The sequence below is a fragment of the Roseovarius amoyensis genome (assembly GCF_003260265.1).
Lineage (GTDB): Bacteria > Pseudomonadota > Alphaproteobacteria > Rhodobacterales > Rhodobacteraceae > Roseovarius > Roseovarius amoyensis.
In genome coordinates this window covers 143,963-168,062 of the sequence record NZ_QITQ01000002.1, presented here as the reverse complement: position 1 = coordinate 168,062, position 24,100 = coordinate 143,963, and the positions used below count along the sequence as shown (strand labels likewise).

The window sequence follows — 24,100 nt, the reverse complement described above, 5'->3', positions numbered from 1 at the left end:
CTTGCCGTCCGCAGGCCGCTTTTCAGGCGACTGCAGACCGGATGGCGCCGAACAACGCAGGCCGGGCATCAGCCCGGCCTACGCTTGCGAGCAGAACCGCGTGACGAAATTGCGCAGGATCATCTCGGGCGCGAATACATCCGCCGCGCGGCACATCGCGATCAGATCGTCCGCCGCCTCGGGGGCGAAATAGCCCTTGTTGCGGTAGATGCGGATGCGGGTCTCGAAACCATCCGCGTCGGCCTCGGGGTGAAACTGGGTGGCATAGACATTCTGCCCGTGGCGCAGCATCTGGAATGGGCACGCATCCGAGCGCACCAGGTGCACACACCCGTCCGGCAGCGCCTGCAGCGCCTCCTTGTGGCCCACGAAGGCGTCGAACGCGGTCGGCACACCGGCCATCAGCGCATCGTCCTTGCCCGCCGCCGTCACCTCGCAGGCCGAGGTGCCCACCGGCTCGGAATAGGCGCGCTTGTCGACGTCACCACCCAGATGCCTGCCCAGGATGCCGATGCCGTAGCAGCAGCCGAGAAACGGAAAATCGCGTTCGGTGATCTGCGGCATGAGCGACAGCACCTCGGCCTCGATCCGCGCCTCGATGGGCGTCTTTTCCTCTTGCGGGTCGCTTACGCAGCCCGGGCCACCACCGACGATCACCCCGGCATGATCGTCAAGGCGCAACCCCTCGGGCAGCGCCTGCTGGTCCAGGCGGATGCGGCGGGTCTGCCCGGCATCCAGCCCGCCCTTGCGCAGTATCGCGGCGAATTCGTCGTCGGCGGCCTCTGTCTCGGGGCGCAGCTGCAGGACCAGAAACGGTTTGGGCATGTTGGGTTCCTTGAAATGCCGTTCCTGACTGGCTGCTTTCACCGCCCCCGTCAAGCACGCGGCTTGACCCCGCCGGGCAAAGGAATACCCTGCGCGCGACCTCATACCGGCCAAAGGATGCCCGATGACCCAGCGCCTTCACCTCGTTTTCGGTGGCGAATTGATTGACCCAGCAAAGAACTCGTTCAAGGACGTGGACGACATCCATATCGTGGGCATCTTTCCCGACTATGCCAGCGCCTACAACGCCTGGAAGGCCGAGGCCCAGCGCACCGTGGACAATGCACATATGCGCTATTTCATCGCCCATCTGCACCGGCTGCGCGACGAAGAAACCGAGGCCTCGCCGACCGAGGAGCTGGGCTGACCGGCGATGGCCGGATCGCACAGACCGGGGGCCAGCCGGGCATCGGCAAGGCCAAGCGCGGCCCGGCCAGAGGGCGAAATCGTCTGGTACCATGCCACGACCCCAGCCCATGCGGAGCTGGCCGAGGAAATCGGCGAACGGCTGACCCAGGCCCGGCCGGGGCTGCATGTGCTGCTGACCGGCTCACCCGCCGTTCTGGCCGAATGGGCGCCCTGCCCCGGCGTGCTGACCTGCCCGCTGCCGGGCGAGGACGGCGTTTCCGCGCAGTCCTTTCTGGGGTACTGGAGGCCGAATATCTGCATCTGGACGGCGGGCGATGTCAGGTCGGCATTGCTGGCGGCCGCGCAGAAACGCGGCGTTTCGCTTTACCTTGTCGATGCAGACGAGGCGCATCTGCCGGGGGCCGGCTGGCGCCTCATTCCCAGCGCAACACGTTCGACGCTGCGGCGTTTCAGGCTGATCATGGCCCGCGACACCGCCGCCGAGACAGCCCTGCGCCGCCTGCTGAGACCGCGTGAGGCGGCGATAACCGTCACCGGCCCGCTGCGGGTGGCCTCTAAACCGCTGCCCTACGACCAGGGCGATCAGGAAGTGCTGTCGGTGCTTCTGCGGGCGCGCCCGGTCTGGTTGGCCGCGCATCTGCGCCCGGAAGAGGCCGGGATCATCGTGCGGTCCAATGCCGAGGTCATGCGCGTTTCGCACCGCGCGCTGCTGATCATGGCACCAGAGAACCCCGGCGAAAGCGGCCCCTTCCACGATGCGCTGAAGGCCGGCAATCTGCGGTATATCACCTGGTCCCAGGGGGCGCTGCCCGACGAGACGACCCAGGCCATCCTGGCCGACACCGAGGGCGAGCTGGGGCTGTGGTACCGGGTCGCGCCAATCACCTTTATGGGCCGATCGCTGGTGCCCGGCGGGCGCGGCAGCGATCCGGACGAACCGGCCGCGCATGGCTCGGCCATCCTGTACGGCCCCAATATCGGCGATCATGTCGCCACCTATGCCCACTATGCCGGGGCCGGGGCGGCGCGCATCGTGCGCGATGCCGCGACACTGGCCGGGGCGGTGCGCCGGACCATCCCGGCCGACCAGTCGGCGCGGATGGCGCACGCCGCCTGGGACGTCGCCACCCAGAACGCTGCGGTGATGGATCGCCTTGTCGATGTCGTTCTGACCGCCCTTGATGAACGGGGGGCGGGCTGATGCGGGCGCCGGCATTCTGGGACAACCCGCCAGAGGCGCCCGGCCCCTGGCCGCGACTGCTGGCCCCGCTTGGCGCGCTATACGCGCGCGCCACAGCCCGGCGCGTGGCGCATGGCGGCGGGGTGCGCCCCGGTGTGCCGGTCATCTGCGTGGGCAACCTGCATGCGGGCGGCACAGGCAAGACACCCACCGTGATCGCGCTTGTCGAACGGCTGAAGGCGCAGGGCATGACCCCGGCGGTCATTTCGCGCGGTCATGGCGGGGCGCTGGCCGGGCCGGTTGCGGTCGACCCGCGCAGCCATACTCATGCCGATGTAGGGGATGAGCCGTTACTGATCGCCGCCTTCGCGCCGGTCTGGGTGGGCCGCGATCGCGCCGCCGCCGCCCGCGCCGCCGCCGGGTCGGATGCCGATGTAATCGTGATGGATGACGGGTTCCAGAACCCTGCCCTGGCCAAGGATATCTCGATCATCGTGGTCGATGCGGCCAAGGGTTTCGGCAATGGCCGCTGCATCCCCGCCGGCCCCTTGCGCGAACCCGTCGCGGCCGGGCTGGCGCGGGCCGATCTGCTGCTGTCCATCGGCCCCGACGCGGCGCAGCGCGAATTCGCCGCGCGCTGGGGCAAGGCGCTGACGCTGACGCGCCTGCGGGGGCACCTGGCGCCCCTGCCCACGGGCATGGACTGGGCCGATGGCCGGTTTCTGGCCTTTGCCGGCATCGGCTATCCCGAGAAGTTCTTTGCTACCCTGCGCGCGCTCGGCGCCGACCTGGTACGGGCCGAGGCGCTGGAGGATCACCAGCCGCTGACCCCGGCGCTGATGAGTCGGCTGGAAAACGAGGCCCTGCTGCTGGGGGCGCAACTGGTGACCACCGAGAAGGACGCGGTGCGCCTGCCGCAGGCGTTCCGCCAGAAGGTGGTTACGCTTCCGGTGCGGCTGGAGGTGGGGGATTGGGCGCCTTTTGATGTGGCGCTCGCCCGGGTGGCGTCTGGCTGAGGCCTGGCGCCCGCGCGGCGGCGCGCATGGCGCGCCTGGGTTCCGCGCGAGGGGCTGCTGCCGGGGCCTCAGTCGTCCTCGCCCAGCCTGGGAGAGGGCCGGTCCAGCACCAGATCGGCTCCCGAGAACCGGAACGGGCCACGCACCCCCGGTACCCCGTCCAGCTCCACCTTCAGGCCACGCGCCTTGACCTGCGGATCTTCGAACACATCGGTCATGTCGTTGATCGGCCCGGCGGGAATACCCTTTTCCTCGCAGGCGGCCAGCAGGTCGCGCTTGGAAAACCGGCGGGTGCGCTCTGTCAGAGCGGCGATGAGCGCCTCCCGATTGGCCACCCGGTCAGCGTTGGTGAGGTATTCGGGCGCCTCGGCCAGTTCCGAACACCCCAGAACCCCGCAAAGCCGCTGATATTGCGAGTCGTTGCCGGTAGCGATGATGATATGACCATCGGCACAGTCAAAAACCTGGTAGGGTACCAAGTTGGGATGAGAATTCCCCGTCCGCCCCGGCGGCGTGCCGGTGGCAAGATAGTTCATCGCCTGGTTGGCCGTCGCCGCCACGGCGCAATCCAGCAGCGCCATGTCGATATGCTGCCCCTTGCCGGTCTGCCCACGCTGGTGCAGCGCCGCCAGTATCCCCGCCACCGAATAAAGCCCGGTGAAAAGGTCCGTCACCGCTACCCCGGCGCGCTGCGGCTGACCGTCAGGATCGCCGGTGATCGACATGAACCCCGACATCCCCTGGATGATATAGTCGTACCCGGCGCGATGCGCATATGGCCCGTCCTGCCCGAAACCGGTGATGGAACAATAGATCAGGCCGGGGTTGATCGCCGACAGGCTGTCGTAATCCAGCCCATAGCGCACCAGACCACCAACCTTGAAATTCTCGATCAGGATATCGGCATCGCGCACCAGCGCACGCACCTTTTCGCGCCCCTCTTCGGTGCGGAAATCGGCGGTGATACTGGCCTTGCCACGGTTGCAGCCGTGGAAATAGGCCGCCGAGCGTTCGCCATCCCTGTCGATGAAGGGCGGCCCCCACTTGCGGGTGTCGTCGCCTGCGGGGCTTTCGACCTTGATCACCTCTGCGCCGAGATCGGCCAGCGTCTGACCGGCCCAGGGGCCGGCCAGGATACGCGCGAGCTCAACGACCTTCAATCCGGCAAGCGGCGCCGTAGTCATTGCGCAAGCGCCTCATCGATCAGGTCCTTCAGGTCGTCATAGGCCATGTTGGAATGCGTCTGCCCGTCGATCACCAGCGTCGGGGTGGAATCGACGTCGTCTGCCTCGGCGTGCTGCTGGTACCAGGCGACCAGTGTTCTGGCCTTGTCGTTGTCGGCAAGGCAGGCGTCGAGCGTCTCTTCCTCAAGCCCGGCGACCTTGCCAATCCGACGCAGCCTGTCGGTGATCGCGACCGGGTCCTTGCCGTCGCCGATCCAGTCGCGCTGTTGGTTGAACAGCATTTCTGAGATACCGAAAAACCGATCCGACCCACCGCAGCGGGCAACCATCGCCGCCCACAACCCCAGCCGGTCGAAATAGACATCGCGGAACACGAACCGCACCTTGCCGGTGTCGATATAGTCGGCTTTGAGCCGCTTGAACTGGTCATTGTGGAAATTGGCGCAGTGCGGGCAGGTGAACGAGGCGTATTCGACCACCGTCACCGGCGCGTCGGCATCGCCCAGCGTCATCTCGACAATCGAGGAGGTGTCGATTTCCTCCGCCGGGGTTTCGGCCTCGGTTTCGCTGGCAAACGCCGGGGCGGGCGTGATCAGCCCCGGCCCGGGGCGTGCGGTCTGCCACCAGACAAGGCCGGCGACGATGGCAAGGGCGATCGCGCCCGGAAAGATGATGCGGTTCATCGGGGTGTCCTTCGGTCAGGATTTGGTTTTGGATAGAACGTTCCGGCCCAGGGCTTCAAGGGCCTGTCTGAGGCCGTCATCAGCGACAGGCGCGGCAATCTCGGCCGCGGCCTTGATGGCGGTCGGATCGGGGGCCGCCGTTTGTTTTTGCGCCGGGGCGGGGGCAAAAACCGCCTGCCCCTCGGCAAAGCCGGTGGGCGCGGTCTGGGTGATGCGGATACGGGCGATGGCGTTATAGCCATAGACCGCGTTCACACGCTCGCGCAGGACCTCTTTTTGCATTTCCAGCATCGGCGCTTGGGCGCCGGTGGTCAGCACGGTCAGCGTCGCGCCAAACCCCTTGCGGCCATAGCTGACCTCGACCGGGTGGGCGATGGCGGCGATTTCTTCTCCGGCGATCTCTGCCCAATGGGTCAGTACGCGGCCGACGGCGAAACCGCGCGATTCGGACACCTTGCGCATCTGCGGCGCCAGCAGGGCCGCACTATGCCTAAATCCCCGTGTTGTGCCCTTGTGGGCCGACATGGATGACCTCCTTGTCTTTCTGTCATATCTAAGCGCAAACCACGGGCGAGGCCAGTACCGGCCTGAGAAAGAGGCGATAACGGATGCGTGACGCCGATCCACAGGCGATCCTGAACTGGTACGACCGCCACGCCCGCCAGATGCCCTGGCGGGTGGGTCCCGCTGACCGCACGCGCGGCATGCGGCCCGACCCCTATGCCGTCTGGCTGTCCGAGGTGATGCTGCAACAGACAACCGTGGCAGCCGTGCGCAGCTATTTCGAACGCTTCACCACCCGCTGGCCCGACGTGCACGCGCTGGCCGCGGCCCAGGATGGCGAGGTGATGGGCGAATGGGCCGGGCTTGGCTATTACGCCCGCGCACGCAACCTGCTGAAATGTGCCCGCGTGGTTGCGCAAGAGCTTGGCGGACGCTTTCCCGAAACCCGCGAAGGGCTGCAGGCCCTGCCGGGCATCGGCCCCTACACGGCAGCGGCGATTGCGGCCATTGCCTATGACACGCCCGAAACCGTCGTCGATGGCAATGTCGAGCGGGTGATGGCACGGCTTTTCGCAATTCAGACCCCGCTGCCCGCCGCCAAGCCGGAATTACGCGCGGCGGCCGCACAGCTGACACCACGGGAACGCGCGGGCGACTATGCCCAGGCGGTGATGGATCTTGGCGCGACCATCTGCACCCCGCGTCAGCCCGCCTGCGGGCTGTGCCCCTGGGTGAGAGGCTGCGCCGCGCATGCGCAAGGCATCGCAGGCGACCTGCCCCGGCGCACAGCCACCCCCCCCAAGCCCACCCGCCACGGCATCGCCTATGTCGGCCGGCGCGCCGATGGTGCCTGGCTGGTTGAACGTCGTCCCGACAAGGGCCTGCTGGGCGGGATGCTGGGCTGGCCCGGCAGCGACTGGAACGACGCGCCCGAACCGGCCCCGCCTGTCGCGGCGCGCTGGCTGAGGCTGGATGCCGAGGCGCGCCACACGTTCACCCATTTTCACCTGCACCTTGCCGTCGAGGTGGCCGATCTGCCCGTATCTGCCGCCCCATACCGGGGGCATTTCATGCCCACGGCAGAATTTCGCCCCGGCGACCTGCCCACCGTGATGCGGAAGGTTTTTGACTTGGCGCGCGGAAATTTCGACAATGCCGACGCATCCGGCCCGCATGAAAACGGAGAATAACGAATGATCCCTGCACAGCGGCTGTCCCGACTGCAAAGCGCGCTGCCCTTTTGGGTATCGCTGCTGCTGGTGCCGCTGGCGATCATCGGCGCGGCACACGGGGGATGGACGGTGCTGCTGCTGCCGGTCGCCACCTGGTACGTCTTTGCCGGGCTCGACGCGGTGTTCGGGCTGAATACCGAAAACGCCGACCCCGACACCGATGACGCGCAACTGAGCTGGTACAAGGCGATCACCCTGATCTGGCCGCCGGTGCAGTTCTGCCTGCTCTTCGGCCTGATCTGGTATGTCACCGGGCCGGGCGACGCGCATCTGTCGGTGCTAGAAACGGTCGTGCTGTTTTTCGGCGTCGGGGTCATCACCGGCACCATCGGCATCAACTACAGCCACGAATTGATGCACAGGCAGGACCGGGGCGAACGGTTCCTGGCCGATGTGCTGTTGGCAATGGTGCTTTATTCCCATTTCCGGTCCGAGCACCTGTTGGTGCATCACCGCCATGTCGGCACCCCGCGCGACCCGGTCACGGCGCGCATGAACGAGGGCTTTCACCGCTTCTTTCCACGGGTTCTGCGGCAATCGCTGGTATCGTCGTTCGGGGCCGAGGCCGAAAAGCTGGCGCGCAAGGGGCTGGGTTGGACTGACCCCTCCAACCCGTTTTTCCGCTATTGGGCGATGCAGGGCTACTTGCTGTTGCTGGCGGCGCTGATCGGCGGCTGGGCGGGGCTGTTTTTGTTCCTGTGGCAAGCGATCGTGGCGATCTGGCAGTTGGAGCTGGTCAACTATGTCGAACATTACGGGCTGACCCGCAAACATCTGGGCGACGGGCGGTACGAACCCGTCAGGCCGCGCCATAGCTGGAACGCGGCGCACAAGGCGTCGAACTGGCTGCTGATCAACCTGCAGCGCCATTCCGATCACCACTACCGGCCCGACCGCCGCTTTCCACTGTTGCAGAACTACGAGGCGGACGAGGCCCCGCAACTGCCCTATGGCTATCCGCTGATGAGCGTTGCCGCGATGATCCCGCCCCTGTGGCGACGGGTGATGAACCCGCGCGTGCGGCTGTGGCGGCAGATGTACTACCCCGAGATCAACGACTGGCGCCCCTACAACAAGGCGCAAAACCCGATGCCGCGCTGACCCGGCGGCGTGACACCCGGCCTGCCTGTCTGGATCTGGGTATTTGCAACCAAAAAGAAGCAGGGGTTTCGCACCAACGACACGGCCACGAAAAACCCCCGCCTTTTCGGGGCGGGGGTCCGTATTCCGTGTGACTGGCGCGATTGGCGTCAGCTGGTCTTTCTGCCCTTGACCGGGGCCCAGAGGCGCTTGTTGGTCAGGTAGAGCAGCACCGACAGTACGGTCAGCAGGATGACACCGGTCAGGCCGGCCTGCTTGCGGTCCATCATCTTGGGCTCGGCGGCCCACATCAGGAAAGCGGCAATGTCTTCTGCTTCCTGGTGGAGGGTGGCCTCGGTACCATCGGCATATTCCACGTCCTCGCCATAGAGGGGCGGCGCCATGGCGATCCAGCCGCCGGGAAAGGCCTTGTTCTCGTAAAAGAGCGTGCCGGCCTCTTCCTTGGTTTCCTCGGTATAGCCGGTCAGGATCGAAACGATGTATTCCGGCCCGCCGATGCCCTTGAAGAGCTGGTTGATGCCAGTTCCGTATGGCCCGTGGAAACCTGCCCGCGCCTTGGCCATCAGGCTGAGGTCGGGGGCGTTGGGATCGCCCGAGACAGGGAAATGATCCGTCGCCAGGGCGGCGCGGTAGTCGTCGAGCTCGGGGTCAAAGACCTCGTAGTTCTCGGCATAGGCGCGGACCTGATCCTCTGGCAGGTGTGGCCCACCCTCGTCGCCCAGCGTGCGCAGCGGTACGTATCTCAGCCCGTGGCAGGCCGAGCAGACCTCGGTATAGACCTGCAGCCCGCGCTGGAGCTGGTTCTGGTCGTAGGTGCCGAACGGCCCTTCGAAGGAGAAGGCGACATCTTCGATATGGCCCTCGCCCCCGGCTGCCAGCGCTGCCGTGCCGGAAAGGGTCAGGGCGGCAATTGCGGTGATCGCAAGTTTCTTCAACATGATCCCGTTTCCTTTCTTATTCGGCCGGCGTTTCGGCTTTGCCGTAATGCGCCTTGAAGTCTTCCTCGATCGTCTCGGGCTGCGGCTCGGGCTTTTCGATGATGCCGAGCAGCGGCAGGATGACGAGGAAGTAGGCGAACCAATAGGCTGAACCGATCAGCGAGATGGTCGAATAGGGCGGTTCCGCCGGCTGGGCACCGCACCACATCAGCACGACGAAGTCGATGGCCATCAGCCAGAACCACCATTTGAACATCGGCCGGAACCGGCCCGAGCGCACCGACGAGGTGTCGAGCCACGGCACCAGCGCCATGACGATGATCGAGCCGAACATCGCCAGCACACCAAAGAACTTGGCGTTGATGATGCCGCCGGTGATCCAGCTGGCGAACATCACCACCCAGACATCCGAGGTGAATGCGCGCAGGATCGCGTAGAACGGCAGGAAGTACCATTCAGGCACGATATGCGCCGGCGTGACCAGCGGGTTGGCCTCGATATAGTTGTCGGGATGCCCCAGGTAGTTGGGCATGAAGCCGACAATGGCGAAGAACACCACCAGGATGACCGCCAGAGCGAACACGTCCTTGATCACGAAGTAGGGCCAGAACGGCAGCGTGTCCTTTTCCGCGTCGGCCTTGGACGTGCGGCGAACCTCGACCCCGGTGGGGTTGTTGTTGCCGGTGGTGTGGAAGGCCCAGATATGCACCACCACCAGCGCCGCGATGACAAAGGGCAGCAGGTAGTGCAGCGAGAAGAAGCGGTTGAGCGTGGCATTATCCACCGCCGGCCCGCCCAACAGCCATGTCTGCAGCGCGTCGCCGATGAACGGGATGGCGCCGAAGAGCCCGGTGATCACCGTAGCGCCCCAGAACGACATCTGCCCCCAGGGCAGCACGTAGCCCATGAACGCGGTGCCCATCATGCACAGGTAGATCAGCATGCCGACAATCCAGGTGATCTCGCGCGGGGCCTTGTAGGAACCGTAGTAAAGGCCGCGGAAGATGTGGATGTAGACAGCGAAGAAGAAGAGCGACGCGCCATTGCCGTGCAGATAGCGCAGCATATGACCGGCATTGACATCGCGCATGATGTGTTCGACCGAGGCAAAGGCCAGGTCGACATGCGGCGTATAATGCATCGCCAGGACGATCCCCGTGACGATCTGCAGCACCAGGCAGAAGGCCAGGACAATGCCCCAGATCCACCACCAGTTGAGGTTCTTGGGGGTCGGAATCATCAGCGTGTCATAAAGCAGGCCGACGATGGGAAGACGGCGGTGCAGCCACTTTTCTGCGCCGGTCTTGGGTTCGTAATGATCGTGCGGAATTCCAGACATGTGCGCGCCCCCTTATCCCAGTTTGATCGTCGTATCGTCGACGAATTCGGACACCGGCACCCACAGGTTTTCCGGCGCGGGGCCTTTGCGGATACGGCCCGCCGTGTCGTAGTGCGAACCGTGGCAGGGGCAGAACCAGCCGCCGACGCCGCCTTCGAGGGAATAGTCGCCGGCATTTCCGATCGGCACGCAGCCCAGGTGGGTGCAGACACCGATCATGACCAGCCATTCGCCCGCCTCGTCGAGGGTGCGGTTCTGGTCGGATGCGTCAAGCGACATGTCGTTGCGGTTTTGCGCGTTCGTGTCGACCAGCTCGGAAAGGTCGATGGAACGGGCGTCCTCGATCTCTTCCTCGGTGCGGCGGCGGATGAACACCGGCTTGCCCAGCCACTTGACTGTCAGCTGCGTCCCCGGCTCGACGTCCGAGACGTCGACCCGGATCGAGCTGAGCGCCTGAACGTCCGCCGAAGGGTTCATCTGGTTAACGAGCGGCCAGACCGCCGCGCCTGTGGTGACGGCACCGACACCGGCGGTGGCGTAGTAGAGGAAATCCCTACGGGTGCCTTCGTGATCTTCTGCGTGGGACACGAGGTTTTCTCCGTTCTCAAGCCGCAACCGGCTCGGTTCTCACTTGCGAGACACCGCTACATCGGTTGCGGCGCCCGATACGTTTCCGATCCGCTGTTTAGCGGGGCAGGCGCGGTGCGTCCAGTACACATTCAACGCAATTGTGCAAAGGCGTGGAAGTGTCGCGCTTGTGGGTTTGTGCCACAAGATATAATCAGGGGCAGACTCATCTATAAGCCGAGGCACCGACATCATGATCCGTCACCTGAAATCCGCGCTTGCCGCGCTCTTGCTGACTGCGGCCCCTGCATCAGCCGAGATGGAATTGAGCCTGTATCTGGGCTGGCAGGGCGTGTCCGACAGCACCGGCAGCGGCACCCTGCCCGGCGGTGCGGCCTTCAGCCGCAAGTTCAACTGGGATGGCAAGCCGTTTGAAGGGCCGATCTATTATGGTGGCCGCGCGACCTGGTGGACGCCGAGCGATTGGGGCTTCGGTGTCGAGGGCACCCATGCCAAGGTCTATGCCTCGGCCGCCGACATGGCAGCGCTTGGCCTCAGCCGGCTGGAGTTCTCCAACGGGCACAACATCTTTACCGTCAATGCCATTCGGCGCTGGCCCAATGCGTTCGAGGACATCGGCCTTGCGCCCTACCTGGGCGGCGGCATTGGTATCGCTGTTCCGCATGTCGATGCACAGGTGATCGGCGCCGCCAACCGCACCTATGGTTTCGAGACGACCGGCCTGGCCCTGCGCGGCATTGCCGGGATGAAATATGCCATCAGCGACCACTGGGCGATTTTCGGGGAATATCAGGTCACGTGGTCGGACAATGACGCCACGCTCGACCCCGACCCGACGGTGCCGGGGCAGTTGCCGGGTAAGTTGTCGACCGAGATCGTGACCCACGCGGTGAATTTCGGGATCAGCTACAGTTTCTGAGGAACTGCCGCGCCCCCGGCGCGGGTTTTCACCAGATGGATTCGGAGATGTCTTCGCTCTTGTCGCGCTTCAACCAGCTGGTTGTCGTGAGCATGCGCAAGAACAGCGCGGACAGGGTCAGGTAAACGGCCAGCGCCGGCAGCACCCCCATTTCCGAGCCATCACCCAGAAAGGTGACCTTGGACAGAACCATCACCAGCGCGATGGTGGCCGGCACCCTTATGTAGATGCACAGGCTTAGCCAAGCCCCCAGAAAGATCAGGACACTGTGATAAATCAGATCCGGGGCCGCACCCAGCCCGGAGGGATACAGCAGGACAGTGATCGGGTGCATTTCCTCTGCAGGAACCCCCGCGATCCCCAAAAAACCAACGCCAAATAGCGTGAGACCCGCAAACAAACTCAGGGTCGCTGCGAGACTGTATAGCAAGGCATGCCCTCCTTTCAAATCCGGCGGGAAACATAATCATTCCATATCAGCGCATCGCGCCGTTACCCCGCTTGGGCGGAGAAATACCCCGTCCTGGGGGAGAATATTGATTAACCTGTACTAACAAGGGCAAAGGCGCGATTATTCTTGTTTGGTGCGCCGCACCCGATATTCGATAAATAACTGCTCTCGTTTATCGTATAAGGAGAGCGTCACTCGTCAAGAATAATCTGAAACCACTTTAGAATCGTGACTTAGAATCGTGACAATGCTGCAACGCAGCAGCATCTGGTTCAGTCGTGACTCGCACCATTGTCGCGCAAGCACGACCACATGCGGGCCAGTGCACGGCCATGCGGCCCCTTTCTGAGCGCGCGCGAAAACGGCGCGTACAGAACAAGGCAGCACAGGACTGCTATCAGCAAGACATCAAGCACGTTGTTAACAGACCTCCGCTTGCGCGCCAGATCGGCGCATCCACTAACAGACTGTTACAGAAATGCGGTGGCGCCGTGACGAGAACGCGTCAATCGAAAGGAAATCGTGCCCGGCCGGGCCTAGGCGGCCACCAACCGGTTGCCGCGCCGTCCGACAATGGTGGCCGGAACGATCGCGCCCTCCTGCCGGTCGCTGTCAAAATCGACCTCGGCGAACTGTTCGGTCCGGCCCATGCGCGGGCTTTCCATCAGAACCCGGTGCGAACGGCCCTGCTGGGCGTCCAGGTGGCGGGCGACACGCACCTCGCCAACCGCGCGCAGACGTGCGGCGCGTTCGCGGATCGTGCGGCCACCCACCTGCGGCATGCGCGCAGCCGGGGTGCCGCGGCGCGGGCTGTAGGGAAAGACATGCAGCCAGGTCAGGTGACATTCCTCGAGCAGCTTCAGCGAATTCTCAAAGTGTTCTTCGGTCTCGGTCGGGAAACCGGCGATGATGTCGGCGCCGAACGTCATGTCAGGGCGCAGGCGCAGGGCCTCTTGCGCGAAACGGATCGCATCGTCGCGCAGATGCCGCCGTTTCATCCGCTTGAGGATCAGGTTGTCACCGTGTTGCAGGCTCAGATGCAGATGCGGCATCAATCGGGGCTCGGTGGCAATTGCCTCCATCAGCCGCGGATCGACCTCTATCGAGTCGATCGACGATATCCGCAAACGCGGCAGGTCAGGCACCAGCCGGAGGATACGCATCACCAGGTCGCCCAGCCGCGGCTGCGCCGGCAGGTCGCTGCCCCAACTGGTCAGGTCGACACCGGTCAGCACCACCTCGTTGTACCCCTTGCCCACCAGCCGCTTGATCTGTTCGACCACGACACCGGCGGGAACCGAGCGCGAATTACCCCGGCCATAAGGGATGATGCAGAAGGTGCAGCGATGATCGCATCCGTTTTGCACCTGCACATAGGCGCGGCTGCGCGTGCCGAACCCGTCGATCAGGTGGCCGGCCGTTTCGGTCACGCTCATGATGTCGTCGACCTGCACCGGCTCTGTCTCGCCGATCAGGCCGTTGGCCAGCCCGGCCCAGGTACCGGGGCGCATCTTTTCGGCATTGCCGATCACCGCGTCAACCTCTGCCATGACGGCAAAAGTTTCGGGTTCGGTCTGCGCCGCGCAGCCGGTGACGATCAGCCGGGCCTGCGGGTTCTCGCGCCTCAGACGCCGGATTTCCTGGCGCGCCTTGCGCACGGCCTCTGCCGTCACGGCACAGGTGTTGACGATCACGGCGTCATCCAGCCCAGCCTCTTCGGCCATCGCCTTCATCGCCTCGCTTTCATAAGCGTTCAGACGGCAGCCCAGCGTGGAAAAGACCGGCGCGCTCATTCTACGCTCGCCAGAAAGGCTGGCACGATCACGCCGTCGCAGACATGCGCCGTGGGGCCGGTCATCCAGACACCATCCTCGCGCCAGTCGATCAACAGCGTACCGCCGTCCAGATCGACCGTCACCGCCCGCCCGGTCAGCCCGCGCCGCGCCGCCGCCACGGCGACCGCGCAGGACGACGACCCCGATGCCAGCGTCAGCCCCGCACCACGTTCCCACACCCTGACCCGCAGCCGGTCCGGCCCGGTCACGCTGGCCACCTGAACATTGGTGCGCTCGGGGAACAGCGGGTGATGTTCATGGCGGGGACCGAACTGTTCCAGCTCCACGGCCTCGGCGTCGGTCACGAAGAACGTGCAATGCGGGTTGCCCATGCCGGTGGCCGTCGGCGCACCCTCTATAGGCAGTTCCAGCGTATCCATCGCCTCGGCCAGCGGGATATCCTGCCATTCGGTCTGGGGCTGACCCATGTTGACCCGGGTCAACCCGCCGCCGGCATCCTCGGCCAGCAGCGTGCCGCGCGCGGTGGTCAGGCGCAGACGGCTCTTGCCGCCCTCGTCCATCAAGAGCCGCGCGATGCAGCGGGTAGCGTTGCCGCACGCGGCCGAGGTCGAACCGTCAGCATTCCAAAAGCTCAGATGCGCATCCGCGTCGCCCTGCCCCGGCCCGATCAGCGCCAGCTGGTCGAATCCGATCCCCTGTCGCCGGTCACCCAGCGCCCGCGCCAGCGCCGCGCTGACCGTCACCACCTTCACACGCCCGTCGAGCACGACAAAGTCGTTGCCCAGCCCGTGCATCTTTCTGAAGGGCAGTCCAGTATCTAAAGGCGCATCCATGGGGCGCATATAGCCCCCGCACGCGCCCGAATCCAGCAGATGCGGGCGCTGACCGGAAAATATGGGTTGACCCCCCTCGCGCCTCTTTCTAGATAGCCCGCTACGTGGGCCGTCTAGATAGCCCGCTACGTGGGCCGTTAGCTCAGTTGGTAGAGCAACTGACTTTTAATCAGTGGGTCGCAGGTTCGAATCCTGCACGGCTCACCACTGTTTTCAAAGACTTAGCCGGAAAATAGTTGTGACGAAAACGGGCAGTTGTATCGGAGTTGTATCAAAGCGTTTCCGACTCGTTCTCGTCCTTGTATTGCCGGCCATCAAGAATGCGAACACCATCTTCCGTGATCTCGAACTCGCATTCGCACGTCCAGTCTGAATTTGTCGAAACATCCACGCCGACGTATCTAGGCGCGCATTCGCTACTCAACGAGTACAGGCCGCAGAGTTTCCCCTTGGATACGACTATTCTTTCGACCATTTTCACTTCCGCCCCCTCAGTTCTGACGATATGTGTAGGTTGTCTCATTTGAGACCTTCATCGGAAGATCATCAATAATTTCATTGGGTGCAAAGTAGTCTCGAAAGGCATCCATACGATGATGGAGAATTTCTGGATATTCGGCCTTTAGAAACCGGAACAAGCGCGCAACAGCTAGGTCTTTGCACCAGCCCGTACTGTGATAGTAGCCGTCTATGGTGGCGGTCCAGTTTCCTGTCTCTGTGTCGTGTGAAAACGTTAGAGTCATGTCCTTCCCCTCAGTTCGACAACCTTGTTGATGTTCTCGCTGCGGCCCCTCGCATAGCCGTCCGTCGTGCTGACATGTGCGTGCGTGCCGAGATCGCGCAGGGCGAACGGATCAACGCCCAGGTTCTTCGCTTCCGTCAGGGCCCCGGCGCGGGTGTCCATCATCTTCATGGTGTCGGGAATGCCGAGATCATCGCGGATACGGCGGAATGCCCTTGACCACCCGTGCTTGGTGTACGGCGCATCAAGCCGCTCCGACACGATCACCGGGCCGGTGCCGCACACGTTCCGCAGAAGCCGCAGGCGGCAGCGCAGTTCCGGCGTCAGGCGCACGCCCTCGACGGCTGTCTGCGTCTTGGAGATCACCTTGCCCCACTCCGTCAAATCCTTGTCGAACATGTCCCACGTCAGCCCGTCCTGCCACCGCTTGCCGTCGCGCACGATGCCGCCCTCTCCGTCGGCGGGAAGCCACTGGCCTCGCACATCGACGGCCCGCAGCGCATAGGTCCACTGGAACAGGATGCCGGTTGCAAAGGCGAACATGCCGCGGGCATCGGCTTCGTCGATCACCGCACGGACCTGTTCCCGCGTCGGCGCCGAGTCCTTCTTCGACGGTGACCGGAACCGCATTTCCCCGAGAACGTCCACCAGATCGCGCGTCTGCTTCTGTTGCAGCGGCCCGAGGGCGTACCGCGCCAGGTGCCGCAGCATCCCGAACAGCTTCTGCTTGAGGCTGTCGGAATATTCCTTCTCGTCCATCGCCCGGCGGATGATGTTGATCTGGTCGTAGGTCAGCGCGTCGATCTGCATGTGCCCGATAATCGCGTCCCATTTCTTCGTGCGGTAGTCATAATCCGCGCGGGTGTTGGCGCCGCAGGTGTTGTAACGGCTGTAGGCATCTTCCTTCCACCGGCGGATCACCCACGACCATGTGCCGGGCGTCGGGCCGTCGTCTGGCTGGTAATTCTCGATCATCGCCCGCGTCAGTCGGCGGGCCTCTGCGGCTCTCTCTGCGTCCCGGCCGTCGCCCTTGGTGCCCGGCAGGCGTATTGGGGCCGTCGGGTGCCCCAAGTCCACATATTTGCGGGTAGGTTTCCAGTAGGCGTATCGCCCGGACCAGTTCAGCCCCGGAGCATAGCCGGGATCAGAGCCGTCAAATAGCGCGGGTTTATATTGCATCGATTCGTACTCCCCTTGGTCCCGACACCATACCATGCCCGTCACCAAAGCGGCTTTGCCGTGCAATCCATGCGTCAACGTCGGCTTTCAGGTAGAGACCAGTGTCCTTGTCGGGCTTCGGAAAGCCGCGTTCGTACAGGCAATCCCGCTTCCGAAACCAGGTGTCCTTCGCCATCCCCAAGCGGAGCGACACCCACTCGTTCGAGCCGTACAGGCTTTCGGCGGCAAAGGTACGATCTGGCTTGGCGGTCATCCTCATTCCTCCGGCGCTAATTGCGTTATTCAAGACAGCCCATTTCGCAGGACGAACACCGTGCGCGGATATGGTTGTTGTATCCAAGGGCGATTGAAACGCTCAGAGTGTTTTCGCCGTCGCACCACGGGCATGTTGTAGTCATGCTGGACGTGCCGTCGGAAACCATCCCGTCCTTTATCTTTTGCAATCCGGCCATGCCGCTCACAAAGCGGTTAACATGGTCATCCATTTCCTTGCGTTCGGCTTCAACCTCTGCGTCCGTCTTGCGATCCACTTCCGGACAGTCGAACAGCGGTTTTTCCGGGGCGTTATTGATGCACGGCAGCATCAGCCCCCAGCCGCTTGGCCTCCCGCAGCGGGCAACCCACGCCTTGATATCGCGGCCGGCCGCACACTTAAGGCTCATGCCCTCGCGTATAAGGTGACGGCATTTGTTCATCCTCATTCCTCCGGCTGAAACGCCCCGCTTTCGGTGGGATGGCGGCGCGGCGGGTGCCCATCCCCACCGTGCCATTCTCCGACATTCAGCACCTGTGTCGTTGTTACGGCAGCTACACGCATGGCCCTGTGCGCTGACTGCCGGGGCATTGATATGGGCCGGGTGTTCATTTGCGGGTGCATCTTTCAAATATCAATTTGCCGCTTTTTGTTTCGCCGCATCGCCGCCAACCGGCCATGATGAAGCAGTATCCGGGATTGGCGCTCCGCACCTTCTGCGCGTCCACGTAGGTGTAATGCCTGCGACAAGACCAGATTTTATCAGCGATACGGTCAGCCTGTCGGATAAGCTCGGATGACAGGTGCGGGCCTTCGTTTCGGAAAAACGCGCAGTTGATGCCGCACTGGTCGTCGTCGCTGATGAAGTTCCTCCAAACAAATCCGGCGTCACCGGTTCTGGTGCGGAGGACGATTTTTTCGCCAGGCCCCGCGAACAGGCGGCGCACGCGCCCGTCTTGATACTGGTAGGCCGAATAGTGTCGCTCATACAGCGCGAGAAGTGTCCGGTCCCCATCTTTTGTGAGCCACCATCGCGGTTTGTCATGCGGAATATCTCCGGGCCGGGTGTTCATTTGCGGAGGGCGCGGATGGTGCGGACGGTGCCTGCTGCGGCCTTGAGTACGTCTGCGCGGGCACGAATGCTTCGCCGCATGTCGTTGCAATCTCCGCATGACATACTCGACATTTCGTCTTGCGCCTCACGCTCAAGTACGGCTGCCGCCGCCTCTATCGCGTCGTTCCATGCGGTGTCGCGCTCGGCCTCCAGCGTCCCCACCATCCATTCGATGAACGACTGTCTGCCGTTGAGAAAGTCGTCGATCTGCTCGTCTGTTGCCCCGCGCCGCATGGCGTTCACGCGAATTGTTGCGGCGATGTTGCTAAGTCGATCCCGCTCGGCCTCCACGGACTTGATGTGCTCTCGGATCGCCACCAGCGCCCGCTCCACCGGATCGTCGGCTTCTGTGTCAGTGGTCATTGGTCAGTACCTTTCAGGGCGGCGCGGGCGAACAGATCGGCAAAAAGAGACAGGCGGGCCATGTCGGATACGACCCCTTCGATCATGTCGCTGTCTCTTGCTTCCATGCCACCTGACCGCGACGTTCTGAGGTATCCCCGTGCCGCGTCTAGGACCGCCGCATCAATCTGTTCGTGCGCGAGTTTGCGGCGGTCGAACCATGCGTCGAGAAGACTCACGGCATCTTCTTTTTCTTCTCTCAACCGCTTGTTCTCGGCCTGTAAGGCGGTGAACAGATCGGAGCGGATGTATTCTTTTTTCGGGTAGCCAGATCCTGCCGTTGTGTGAATGCGCCGCCCGCTGTCCTCATGTATTCCCGTGTCGCGGATTTTAAGCTTGTCAGGATATATTGTGTCTTTAGGCGCGCCCATCACACCATCCCCTTGAGCTTCATCGCCTCATACAGTGACATGCCGGTTCGCAGGTCGCCGCGCAGGAACTTAACAAACCGCTCCACCGCCTCTCGGCTTGTGTCTGTCTCGGTCATTGGTCGGCCTCCTTTAGCTGGCCAGCATCGCTTGAGTTTACAGATATAGTGGGTGGGCGGCGCAGTCTGCCCTTGGTCGCTGTCTCAAACTCCGCGAATTGATCCGGCTTCAGTCGGACGGTTGCCGAAACCTGGCTGTTGCGGTAGCGATAGTTGAATGGTTGGATTTGCCCAATCTCGATGTGGTTTGTCAGGCAGTACATGACAAAGCGAGTCATGCTCGCTTTGCTTAACGATAGTCCCTCCTCACAGTGCATCCAGACACGCCCGTACTGGTCCGCCTTCGTGGAGTTTGCGGTGTAGCAAGCGCACGTGCCGTTAGGCCATTGGCATTCAGTCATTGGTCGTCCTCATTGATTGCACTGCAGATGATTTCGCACAGCGTTTCCTGAGTATCCTTGTCGCGCAGGTCATCGGTGTGGCATAGAATGGCCACCTGACCAATCATGCGGCCATCTTCTGCGATTAGATGAACGCTGTTTCCGACGACGCTGGAATACGCGCCCATTTCCGCTTTGATTTTCATTGGTCAGTTCCTTTCCGATAGGCTTCAATAATCACGGGATTGTCATGACTCTTCGACAGCACCAGCGTGACAGTGTCCCTTGTGGCGTTGTTCGCGACATAGGTAGCCATCACACGCCCCCTTCCACCGGCATCGTCGCCCAGGCTTTGCGATCGAGCGCCGTGGCGAGCCGTTGCAGGTCGCCGTGGGGGATGTCGTCGCGGTCGGTCATGTGCGCGCCGATCACGTTGCAGACGACGCGCGGCGGCAGTGCGGACAGGGCGTCGAGTGCCATCAGCACGGCGGCAGACTGGCGGTCGCGCTCGGCATCGACCGGGTGGATTTCGCAGCCGGGGATGCCTTGCAGGCGGGGGTCAATCATCACGTTTCCTTTCCTCAGATCACGTCCCAATCGGTCCCGTGCAGCAGGCCCATCTCGACCCACCAGCTAAGGGTTTCGGCGTTCGCCAGGAACAGCCGCTCATAGAAGGCACGGGGGTATCTCTCGCGGATCAGTTGGCCGCGGGCGTCCCGGTCATCCAGCAGGTCGTGGCAGACGGCGCATCCGCAGGCCATGTGCAGGTCGGAAACCTTGGTCGATACGCCTTTTCCGTGAACGGGAAGGTGGCAATGAACATTGGTATCCTGACCGGCGCACGGAAGGCCGATGAACGTTCCGATCCGCAGTGTGCAAGGCATTTGCGTTGCCGATTTCCGCAGATCGTCGGATCGCACCTTGGGAAGAAGCGCCGGGTTCATTTCGCCCTCCCGTGGAAAGGGTTGCGGCCCATGCGGAACGGCCAGAGCGGGCACGTGGTCGCCGTACACTTGCGGGCCTCGGCCTCGCTTCCGCCCGCGCATTCCACGCAATTACGCCGGATTGCCTTGATCGGGCTCGACGGGTGCCCAAGGTCACGAAGATCGTCTTTCGAGATTTGCGACGGCAATTTGCCGATCAGGTTTTCTCCGTCAGCCGCATACGGCGATGGTTCCAGGTACTTCATCGGTTCCGCAGTCCTTCCTTCCACCAATCGGCCTTCATCGTCCCGTTCAGGTGCGGTGACAGGTCGTGTTTGTCTGTCTCGCGGTTGACCCGAAAGAACACGCCGAGAACACTTGACCGGCTTACGCCCATGCGGTCTGCAATCTGCGATGCGCTCAGTCCTTCTCGGTCTCGAAGGTGCAGCGCCGTCAGCATCTCCGCGTCGGTCCACATCAGCCCCTCTCCATCCAGTCGAGCCAGCCATCCTTGCCAGTCAGAACCCGCATCCGCCGAAAGATGATCATGATTTCCTCGGCGGTATCCGTCAGGCCGGCATCCCGCGCGATCTTCGCAGCCTCACGGGCCTTTACCTCGGCCTGTGCAAGCTGGTTCCTGACGGCGGGAATGGCGGCAAAATCGCGGGTCATTTCTCCGCCGCCGCCTTCGCTTGATCCCACCCCCCAAGCCAGTGGCACGCAACAGAGGGGTCGCTATATGGGCAGGTTGTACGGTCAGCGCCGGATTGGAATGCCTCGGCCCCCTCCGTGAATACATCGTCGCCAGGGAATGCCTCGGACGTGTCGATTTCCTCCGTCCAGTGCGGGCCGTCCTGATCCGGCATGACCTCGCCGTCCATCGGTTCTTCCGGCTCTTGCAGCCGTTGGGCGAGGGTACGGGCGGGCTTTTCGCGCTCCGGGGTCACGTCGCGCATATCCCGTTCAAGATCATGCTCGTCGCCGCCACGGTTGAGGATCATGTCCAGATCTTCGGATGACAGCGGCAGGCGCTTTGAATGACGCCGCAGCACGGCAACCTTGGCCTTCTCGGTGAACCACCCTTCCCAAACCTTCTGGGTCTTGGCGACCTTTCGGACCTTTTCGATTTCCGACCGATCCATCGGCTCGCAATCGACAGTGCCATCCTTGAACTTGGCAACAGAATAGGCGCCGATAATCTCGTCATCCGTTCCGCGGTTGAACTCACTCTGCTTTATGTGAACAGGGCGCCGTTCGCCGTCCGATGCGTCGATAGTGAAGGTCTCGCCTTTGTAGACGACATCGGCCCAGAAGGTTCTGATCTTGCCGGATTTCTGAACGCGGTTGATGATGCCACGAACCATCGGCTGGTATTGGACCTTCTTGATCCACTTCTCCGCGCCGTCGATCTTGACCTTGGTGTTGTAGACTTGAAGCGTGGCCTCGTTCCCGTCTGGAACCAACCCGTGGTTTGCACACTGACGGACAGAGGCAATAAGGCTCTGCCGATCTGCGGTCACAAGCTGCGGGTCTTTCTCGACCGCCACCATCAGAACGGAACTCATGCGCTCCTGTTCGCGCTCGTTGCGCAATCCGAATGTGGGAAGTGCCGCCTTGATGTCCTTGCGAAACTGGAAGATGGGGTTGTTCATTCTGTCAGTCCTCTAGTTTGGGAAGTTCGCCGGCGGCTTGCAGTTCGTAGAGCCGTCCCGACATGCTCGGCGGCAATGCGTAGGTGACGGGATCAACGCCGATGCCCGGCCAGTCGCCCGTCTCAAGGCACCGCGCCATCGTGTCCAATGCGTGCCGGATAAGAACGCGGCCGAGATAAAGCGTGTCCTGGTCGATAAACAGCGGCGCGCACTCGTAGGGCTCCGTCGTTTGCAGGAACACCAAGGCGCAATCGGCAGCCGTGGCGCCCAAGACTTCTTCCGCCCCCATCAGGGCCAGCGCCATCTGAATGTAATAGCCGTGGTCGGTGGTCGCGCGCTGCACGGCCAAGCGAAAGTCGGCCCCCTTCGGCGCGATCGTCTTGAGGTCGGAAACATCGGCGCCGTTCGTCGGCAGGCAGTCCGGGCGGCTCTTGACCCAGATCCCCGTCGGCGCATCCTGCCAGATCATGCTGATCTCGATCAGGTCGGAGCGCAGCAACTCCACACACTGCGGGTTCGCGGCAAGGCTTTCCGCCATGTAGACGATCTTCTCGGATTGATCCGCCGTCAGCAGGTGCCGGCCTTCGGCCCGAGCATCGAAGGCATCCCAAAACTCGGCACGGGGCGCGGCGCTGTCAGACCATTTGCCCGTCCGTTCAAAGGCGGCGACCTGTGTTGCCGTGGGCCGGGGCGGCGCGTCGTCGGGCACGTAGATGAAATGCTCGTCGAAAACCTCGTCGCCAAGGATCAGCGCATGTGCGGCCCGTCCAAGGATCAAACTCGGTGACGGCTCTTTCTCGGGATACCGATCCGGGTTGCCGTCCCAAGTTTTCCAGAACGCCCACGGCGATTGCAGCGCCAGTTTCCGCAAGCCCGTCGAAGAAACAGACGGGCCGGGGCAAATGTCCTGGCTGTGATAGGCCGCCATCGAACAGCGGTACGCGCCCGGTTCCTCGATCACATGACCGTCAGGGATTTCCTGTATTTCCAATGCCATCAGATTGCGCTCCATATGATGATGCCAGCTACGGCCCAGCACAGCAGGCCGAGGGCCGCCACGGGGCATAGCCACCAGCCGGAAGGGGTGCGGCGACGGTCAGTCATCCTGCCCCTCCCGTGCTTTGCGGTAGGCGGTGAGGGCCTCGGAAATCAGGCGATGTTGGCGTATAGTGTCAGCCCGCTCGTCTTTCGTCAGCGATGCCAGTTCTTCCTCGTCCAAGTTGAAATACGTCTGCAACGCTTTCAGCCGCTTGACCAAGTGTTCATCCGCCGCTTTCAGGGCTTCTGCATCAGCAAGGATGCGGGCCTCCATTTCGGGGACGCGGGCAATGCGGCGGGCGTCTGCGTGGCGCGCGATATAATCTTCACCGTTAAGATCGGTTGCCGTAGTGGGCGTCCTGACACCAAACGACGGCCCCGCAACTCCAACCCAACCCGGCGCTGGGTCGTCACTAACGACGTGCCATTTCCCGGATGATTTCTTGGCTACTTGCGGGCGTGACAAGTCCCGGCGAATGTCGTCTGTCAGGGTCATTGTGGCTGCTCCAGCATCTTTTCAGCCTCACATTTCGAGCAGATTCCCATCTCCACCAGAATTGGTGATGGGAGCGGCATCCCGTCGCTCTTTTCGACAAGACAGCTGTGATGCCACGGCATGAATTTCCCGCAATTCGAGCAACGGGCTGTTGTGTCGTCAGGGCCGTATGTGTCGATCATCACTCGCTCCAATCGTCGTCAGAGATGCCAACGATGCGCGGCGCGAATGGCCTGTCTGCACCATCGGCGGAAAGAGACGGATAGCCAGCACCTATTGCCATTGCGTTGGCGACCATCCAGCAAATCTGCCCTGAACGCTCGCGCGGAATGTCGATGCTGAACCGGCCATCCAGAACAATCGTGATTTCGTCGCCGCCTCTATCTCTGGCGGTCAGGCGGGGGATCAAGCGCCCCTCGACTATTACCGAACTTCCAGACAATTCCGGTCCGAGTTCGACCATGCCTGATTGTCCGGGATGAAGCTCTACCGTATCAGTCATCACTCACTCCAATCGTCGTCATCAGCGATCCACA

At 62.9% G+C, this 24,100-nt stretch carries 33 protein-coding genes and 1 tRNA gene; 7 read left to right on the top strand and 27 right to left on the bottom strand.

Going from position 1 to position 24,100, the window contains the following annotated elements; all coding sequences use genetic code 11:
• Window positions 1-78 precede the first annotated feature (78 nt).
• Window positions 79-825, bottom strand: coding sequence for a glutamine amidotransferase (locus tag DL899_RS02825; protein ID WP_111732577.1), 747 nt, complete (start codon window positions 823-825; stop codon window positions 79-81).
• A gap of 124 nt (window positions 826-949) precedes the next feature.
• Here DL899_RS02825 and DL899_RS02820 point away from each other — a divergent pair, with 124 nt between their 5' ends.
• From DL899_RS02820 to lpxK, 3 genes are read left to right on the top strand one after another with little or no spacing between them, the layout of a single operon-like run.
• Window positions 950-1,192, top strand: coding sequence for a DUF4170 domain-containing protein (locus tag DL899_RS02820; protein ID WP_111732256.1), 243 nt, complete (start codon window positions 950-952; stop codon window positions 1,190-1,192).
• Between the two features lie 6 nt (window positions 1,193-1,198).
• Window positions 1,199-2,395: a 3-deoxy-D-manno-octulosonic acid transferase gene (locus DL899_RS02815; RefSeq protein WP_111732255.1), complete on the top strand. Its 1,197-nt coding sequence runs from the start codon at window positions 1,199-1,201 to the stop codon at window positions 2,393-2,395.
• Window positions 2,395-3,390 (top strand): tetraacyldisaccharide 4'-kinase, encoded by a 996-nt coding sequence (lpxK, locus tag DL899_RS02810; RefSeq protein ID WP_111732254.1) that lies wholly within the window; start codon window positions 2,395-2,397, stop codon window positions 3,388-3,390. The genes DL899_RS02815 and lpxK overlap by 1 nt, the downstream gene beginning before the upstream one ends.
• 68 nt (window positions 3,391-3,458) lie before the next feature.
• On the opposite strand, the gene DL899_RS02805 is transcribed toward lpxK, so the two are convergent.
• Genes DL899_RS02805 through DL899_RS02795 form a run of 3 tightly spaced genes read right to left on the bottom strand, consistent with a single transcriptional unit; the run spans window position 3,459 to window position 5,782 of the window.
• Window positions 3,459-4,574 (bottom strand): CaiB/BaiF CoA transferase family protein, encoded by a 1,116-nt coding sequence (locus tag DL899_RS02805; protein WP_111732253.1) that lies wholly within the window; start codon window positions 4,572-4,574, stop codon window positions 3,459-3,461.
• On the bottom strand, window positions 4,571-5,257 hold the full coding sequence (locus tag DL899_RS02800) for a DsbA family protein (protein WP_111732252.1): 687 nt from the start codon (window positions 5,255-5,257) through the stop codon (window positions 4,571-4,573). The genes DL899_RS02805 and DL899_RS02800 overlap by 4 nt, the downstream gene beginning before the upstream one ends.
• Window positions 5,258-5,272: 15 nt before the next feature.
• The gene (locus DL899_RS02795) at window positions 5,273-5,782 is read right to left on the bottom strand and encodes a DUF721 domain-containing protein (protein WP_111732251.1); all 510 of its coding nucleotides are present in this window, start codon (window positions 5,780-5,782) and stop codon (window positions 5,273-5,275) included.
• Between the two features lie 83 nt (window positions 5,783-5,865).
• Between DL899_RS02795 and mutY the strand changes: the two genes are divergently transcribed.
• Both mutY and DL899_RS02785 read left to right on the top strand, forming a co-directional pair.
• On the top strand, window positions 5,866-6,951 hold the full coding sequence (mutY, locus tag DL899_RS02790; RefSeq protein ID WP_111732250.1) for an A/G-specific adenine glycosylase: 1,086 nt from the start codon (window positions 5,866-5,868) through the stop codon (window positions 6,949-6,951).
• Between the two features lie 3 nt (window positions 6,952-6,954).
• Window positions 6,955-8,094 carry an alkane 1-monooxygenase gene (locus tag DL899_RS02785; protein ID WP_111732249.1) on the top strand — a complete coding sequence of 380 codons (1,140 nt, stop codon included), beginning with the start codon at window positions 6,955-6,957 and terminating at the stop codon, window positions 8,092-8,094.
• Between the two features lie 149 nt (window positions 8,095-8,243).
• Here the strand turns inward: DL899_RS02785 and DL899_RS02780 are convergent, their stop codons facing one another.
• The 3 genes from DL899_RS02780 to petA are packed head-to-tail and all read right to left on the bottom strand — an operon-like array spanning window position 8,244 to window position 10,959.
• Window positions 8,244-9,032, bottom strand: coding sequence for a cytochrome c1 (locus DL899_RS02780; protein ID WP_111732248.1), 789 nt, complete (start codon window positions 9,030-9,032; stop codon window positions 8,244-8,246).
• A gap of 16 nt (window positions 9,033-9,048) precedes the next feature.
• The gene (petB, locus tag DL899_RS02775) at window positions 9,049-10,371 is read right to left on the bottom strand and encodes a cytochrome b (RefSeq protein ID WP_111732247.1); all 1,323 of its coding nucleotides are present in this window, start codon (window positions 10,369-10,371) and stop codon (window positions 9,049-9,051) included.
• Window positions 10,372-10,383: 12 nt separating this feature from the next.
• On the bottom strand, window positions 10,384-10,959 hold the full coding sequence (gene petA / locus DL899_RS02770; protein ID WP_111732575.1) for a ubiquinol-cytochrome c reductase iron-sulfur subunit: 576 nt from the start codon (window positions 10,957-10,959) through the stop codon (window positions 10,384-10,386).
• A 232-nt stretch (window positions 10,960-11,191) separates the two neighbouring features.
• On the opposite strand from petA, the gene DL899_RS02765 reads away from it, so the two are divergent.
• Window positions 11,192-11,878: an outer membrane protein gene (locus tag DL899_RS02765; protein ID WP_111732246.1), complete on the top strand. Its 687-nt coding sequence runs from the start codon at window positions 11,192-11,194 to the stop codon at window positions 11,876-11,878.
• 28 nt (window positions 11,879-11,906) lie between these two features.
• Here the strand turns inward: DL899_RS02765 and DL899_RS02760 are convergent, their stop codons facing one another.
• The 3 genes from DL899_RS02760 to dapF form a co-directional block, all read right to left on the bottom strand.
• The gene (locus DL899_RS02760; RefSeq protein ID WP_162685489.1) at window positions 11,907-12,308 is read right to left on the bottom strand and encodes a hypothetical protein; all 402 of its coding nucleotides are present in this window, start codon (window positions 12,306-12,308) and stop codon (window positions 11,907-11,909) included.
• Window positions 12,309-12,865: 557 nt separating this feature from the next.
• The gene (gene mtaB / locus DL899_RS02755; protein ID WP_111732244.1) at window positions 12,866-14,122 is read right to left on the bottom strand and encodes a tRNA (N(6)-L-threonylcarbamoyladenosine(37)-C(2))-methylthiotransferase MtaB; all 1,257 of its coding nucleotides are present in this window, start codon (window positions 14,120-14,122) and stop codon (window positions 12,866-12,868) included.
• Window positions 14,119-14,958, bottom strand: coding sequence for a diaminopimelate epimerase (gene dapF / locus DL899_RS02750; protein ID WP_111732243.1), 840 nt, complete (start codon window positions 14,956-14,958; stop codon window positions 14,119-14,121). The genes mtaB and dapF overlap by 4 nt, the downstream gene beginning before the upstream one ends.
• A gap of 131 nt (window positions 14,959-15,089) precedes the next feature.
• Here dapF and DL899_RS02745 point away from each other — a divergent pair.
• A tRNA-Lys gene (locus tag DL899_RS02745) sits at window positions 15,090-15,165 on the top strand.
• A gap of 532 nt (window positions 15,166-15,697) precedes the next feature.
• On the opposite strand, the gene DL899_RS02735 is transcribed toward DL899_RS02745, so the two are convergent.
• From DL899_RS02735 to DL899_RS02660, 17 genes are all read right to left on the bottom strand, one after another.
• Window positions 15,698-16,675 carry a site-specific integrase gene (locus DL899_RS02735; protein ID WP_111732241.1) on the bottom strand — a complete coding sequence of 326 codons (978 nt, stop codon included), beginning with the start codon at window positions 16,673-16,675 and terminating at the stop codon, window positions 15,698-15,700.
• A gap of 193 nt (window positions 16,676-16,868) precedes the next feature.
• Window positions 16,869-17,132 (bottom strand): hypothetical protein, encoded by a 264-nt coding sequence (locus DL899_RS02730; RefSeq protein ID WP_162685488.1) that lies wholly within the window; start codon window positions 17,130-17,132, stop codon window positions 16,869-16,871.
• A 25-nt stretch (window positions 17,133-17,157) separates the two neighbouring features.
• Window positions 17,158-17,574: a hypothetical protein gene (locus tag DL899_RS02725; protein WP_162685487.1), complete on the bottom strand. Its 417-nt coding sequence runs from the start codon at window positions 17,572-17,574 to the stop codon at window positions 17,158-17,160.
• A gap of 166 nt (window positions 17,575-17,740) precedes the next feature.
• Window positions 17,741-18,205 (bottom strand): hypothetical protein, encoded by a 465-nt coding sequence (locus DL899_RS02720; protein WP_111732238.1) that lies wholly within the window; start codon window positions 18,203-18,205, stop codon window positions 17,741-17,743.
• Window positions 18,202-18,609, bottom strand: a complete 408-nt coding sequence (locus DL899_RS02715; protein WP_111732237.1) for a hypothetical protein — start codon at window positions 18,607-18,609, stop codon at window positions 18,202-18,204. Before DL899_RS02715 ends, DL899_RS02720 begins: the two co-directional genes overlap by 4 nt.
• Window positions 18,606-19,019, bottom strand: coding sequence for a hypothetical protein (locus tag DL899_RS02710; protein ID WP_111732236.1), 414 nt, complete (start codon window positions 19,017-19,019; stop codon window positions 18,606-18,608). Before DL899_RS02710 ends, DL899_RS02715 begins: the two co-directional genes overlap by 4 nt.
• Window positions 19,020-19,472: 453 nt before the next feature.
• Window positions 19,473-19,661 carry a hypothetical protein gene (locus DL899_RS02700; protein ID WP_111732234.1) on the bottom strand — a complete coding sequence of 63 codons (189 nt, stop codon included), beginning with the start codon at window positions 19,659-19,661 and terminating at the stop codon, window positions 19,473-19,475.
• 109 nt (window positions 19,662-19,770) lie between these two features.
• Window positions 19,771-20,022, bottom strand: a complete 252-nt coding sequence (locus DL899_RS02695; RefSeq protein WP_111732233.1) for a hypothetical protein — start codon at window positions 20,020-20,022, stop codon at window positions 19,771-19,773.
• A 14-nt stretch (window positions 20,023-20,036) separates the two neighbouring features.
• Window positions 20,037-20,399, bottom strand: coding sequence for a nuclease domain-containing protein (locus DL899_RS02690; protein ID WP_162685486.1), 363 nt, complete (start codon window positions 20,397-20,399; stop codon window positions 20,037-20,039).
• Window positions 20,396-20,644 (bottom strand): hypothetical protein, encoded by a 249-nt coding sequence (locus DL899_RS19310; RefSeq protein ID WP_162685485.1) that lies wholly within the window; start codon window positions 20,642-20,644, stop codon window positions 20,396-20,398. The genes DL899_RS02690 and DL899_RS19310 overlap by 4 nt, the downstream gene beginning before the upstream one ends.
• Window positions 20,641-20,856, bottom strand: coding sequence for a hypothetical protein (locus DL899_RS02685; RefSeq protein WP_111732231.1), 216 nt, complete (start codon window positions 20,854-20,856; stop codon window positions 20,641-20,643). Before DL899_RS02685 ends, DL899_RS19310 begins: the two co-directional genes overlap by 4 nt.
• The gene (locus DL899_RS02680) at window positions 20,856-21,050 is read right to left on the bottom strand and encodes a hypothetical protein (RefSeq protein ID WP_111732230.1); all 195 of its coding nucleotides are present in this window, start codon (window positions 21,048-21,050) and stop codon (window positions 20,856-20,858) included. The genes DL899_RS02685 and DL899_RS02680 overlap by 1 nt, the downstream gene beginning before the upstream one ends.
• Window positions 21,047-22,030 carry a ribosome modulation factor gene (locus DL899_RS02675; protein WP_111732229.1) on the bottom strand — a complete coding sequence of 328 codons (984 nt, stop codon included), beginning with the start codon at window positions 22,028-22,030 and terminating at the stop codon, window positions 21,047-21,049. The genes DL899_RS02680 and DL899_RS02675 overlap by 4 nt, the downstream gene beginning before the upstream one ends.
• Before the next feature lie 4 nt (window positions 22,031-22,034).
• Window positions 22,035-23,042: a PD-(D/E)XK nuclease-like domain-containing protein gene (locus DL899_RS02670; protein ID WP_162685484.1), complete on the bottom strand. Its 1,008-nt coding sequence runs from the start codon at window positions 23,040-23,042 to the stop codon at window positions 22,035-22,037.
• A gap of 84 nt (window positions 23,043-23,126) precedes the next feature.
• Window positions 23,127-23,564 (bottom strand): hypothetical protein, encoded by a 438-nt coding sequence (locus DL899_RS19305; protein WP_162685483.1) that lies wholly within the window; start codon window positions 23,562-23,564, stop codon window positions 23,127-23,129.
• Window positions 23,561-23,746, bottom strand: a complete 186-nt coding sequence (locus tag DL899_RS19300; protein WP_162685482.1) for a hypothetical protein — start codon at window positions 23,744-23,746, stop codon at window positions 23,561-23,563. The genes DL899_RS19305 and DL899_RS19300 overlap by 4 nt, the downstream gene beginning before the upstream one ends.
• The gene (locus DL899_RS02660; protein ID WP_162685481.1) at window positions 23,746-24,066 is read right to left on the bottom strand and encodes a hypothetical protein; all 321 of its coding nucleotides are present in this window, start codon (window positions 24,064-24,066) and stop codon (window positions 23,746-23,748) included. The genes DL899_RS19300 and DL899_RS02660 overlap by 1 nt, the downstream gene beginning before the upstream one ends.
• Window positions 24,067-24,100: the final 34 nt, after the last annotated feature.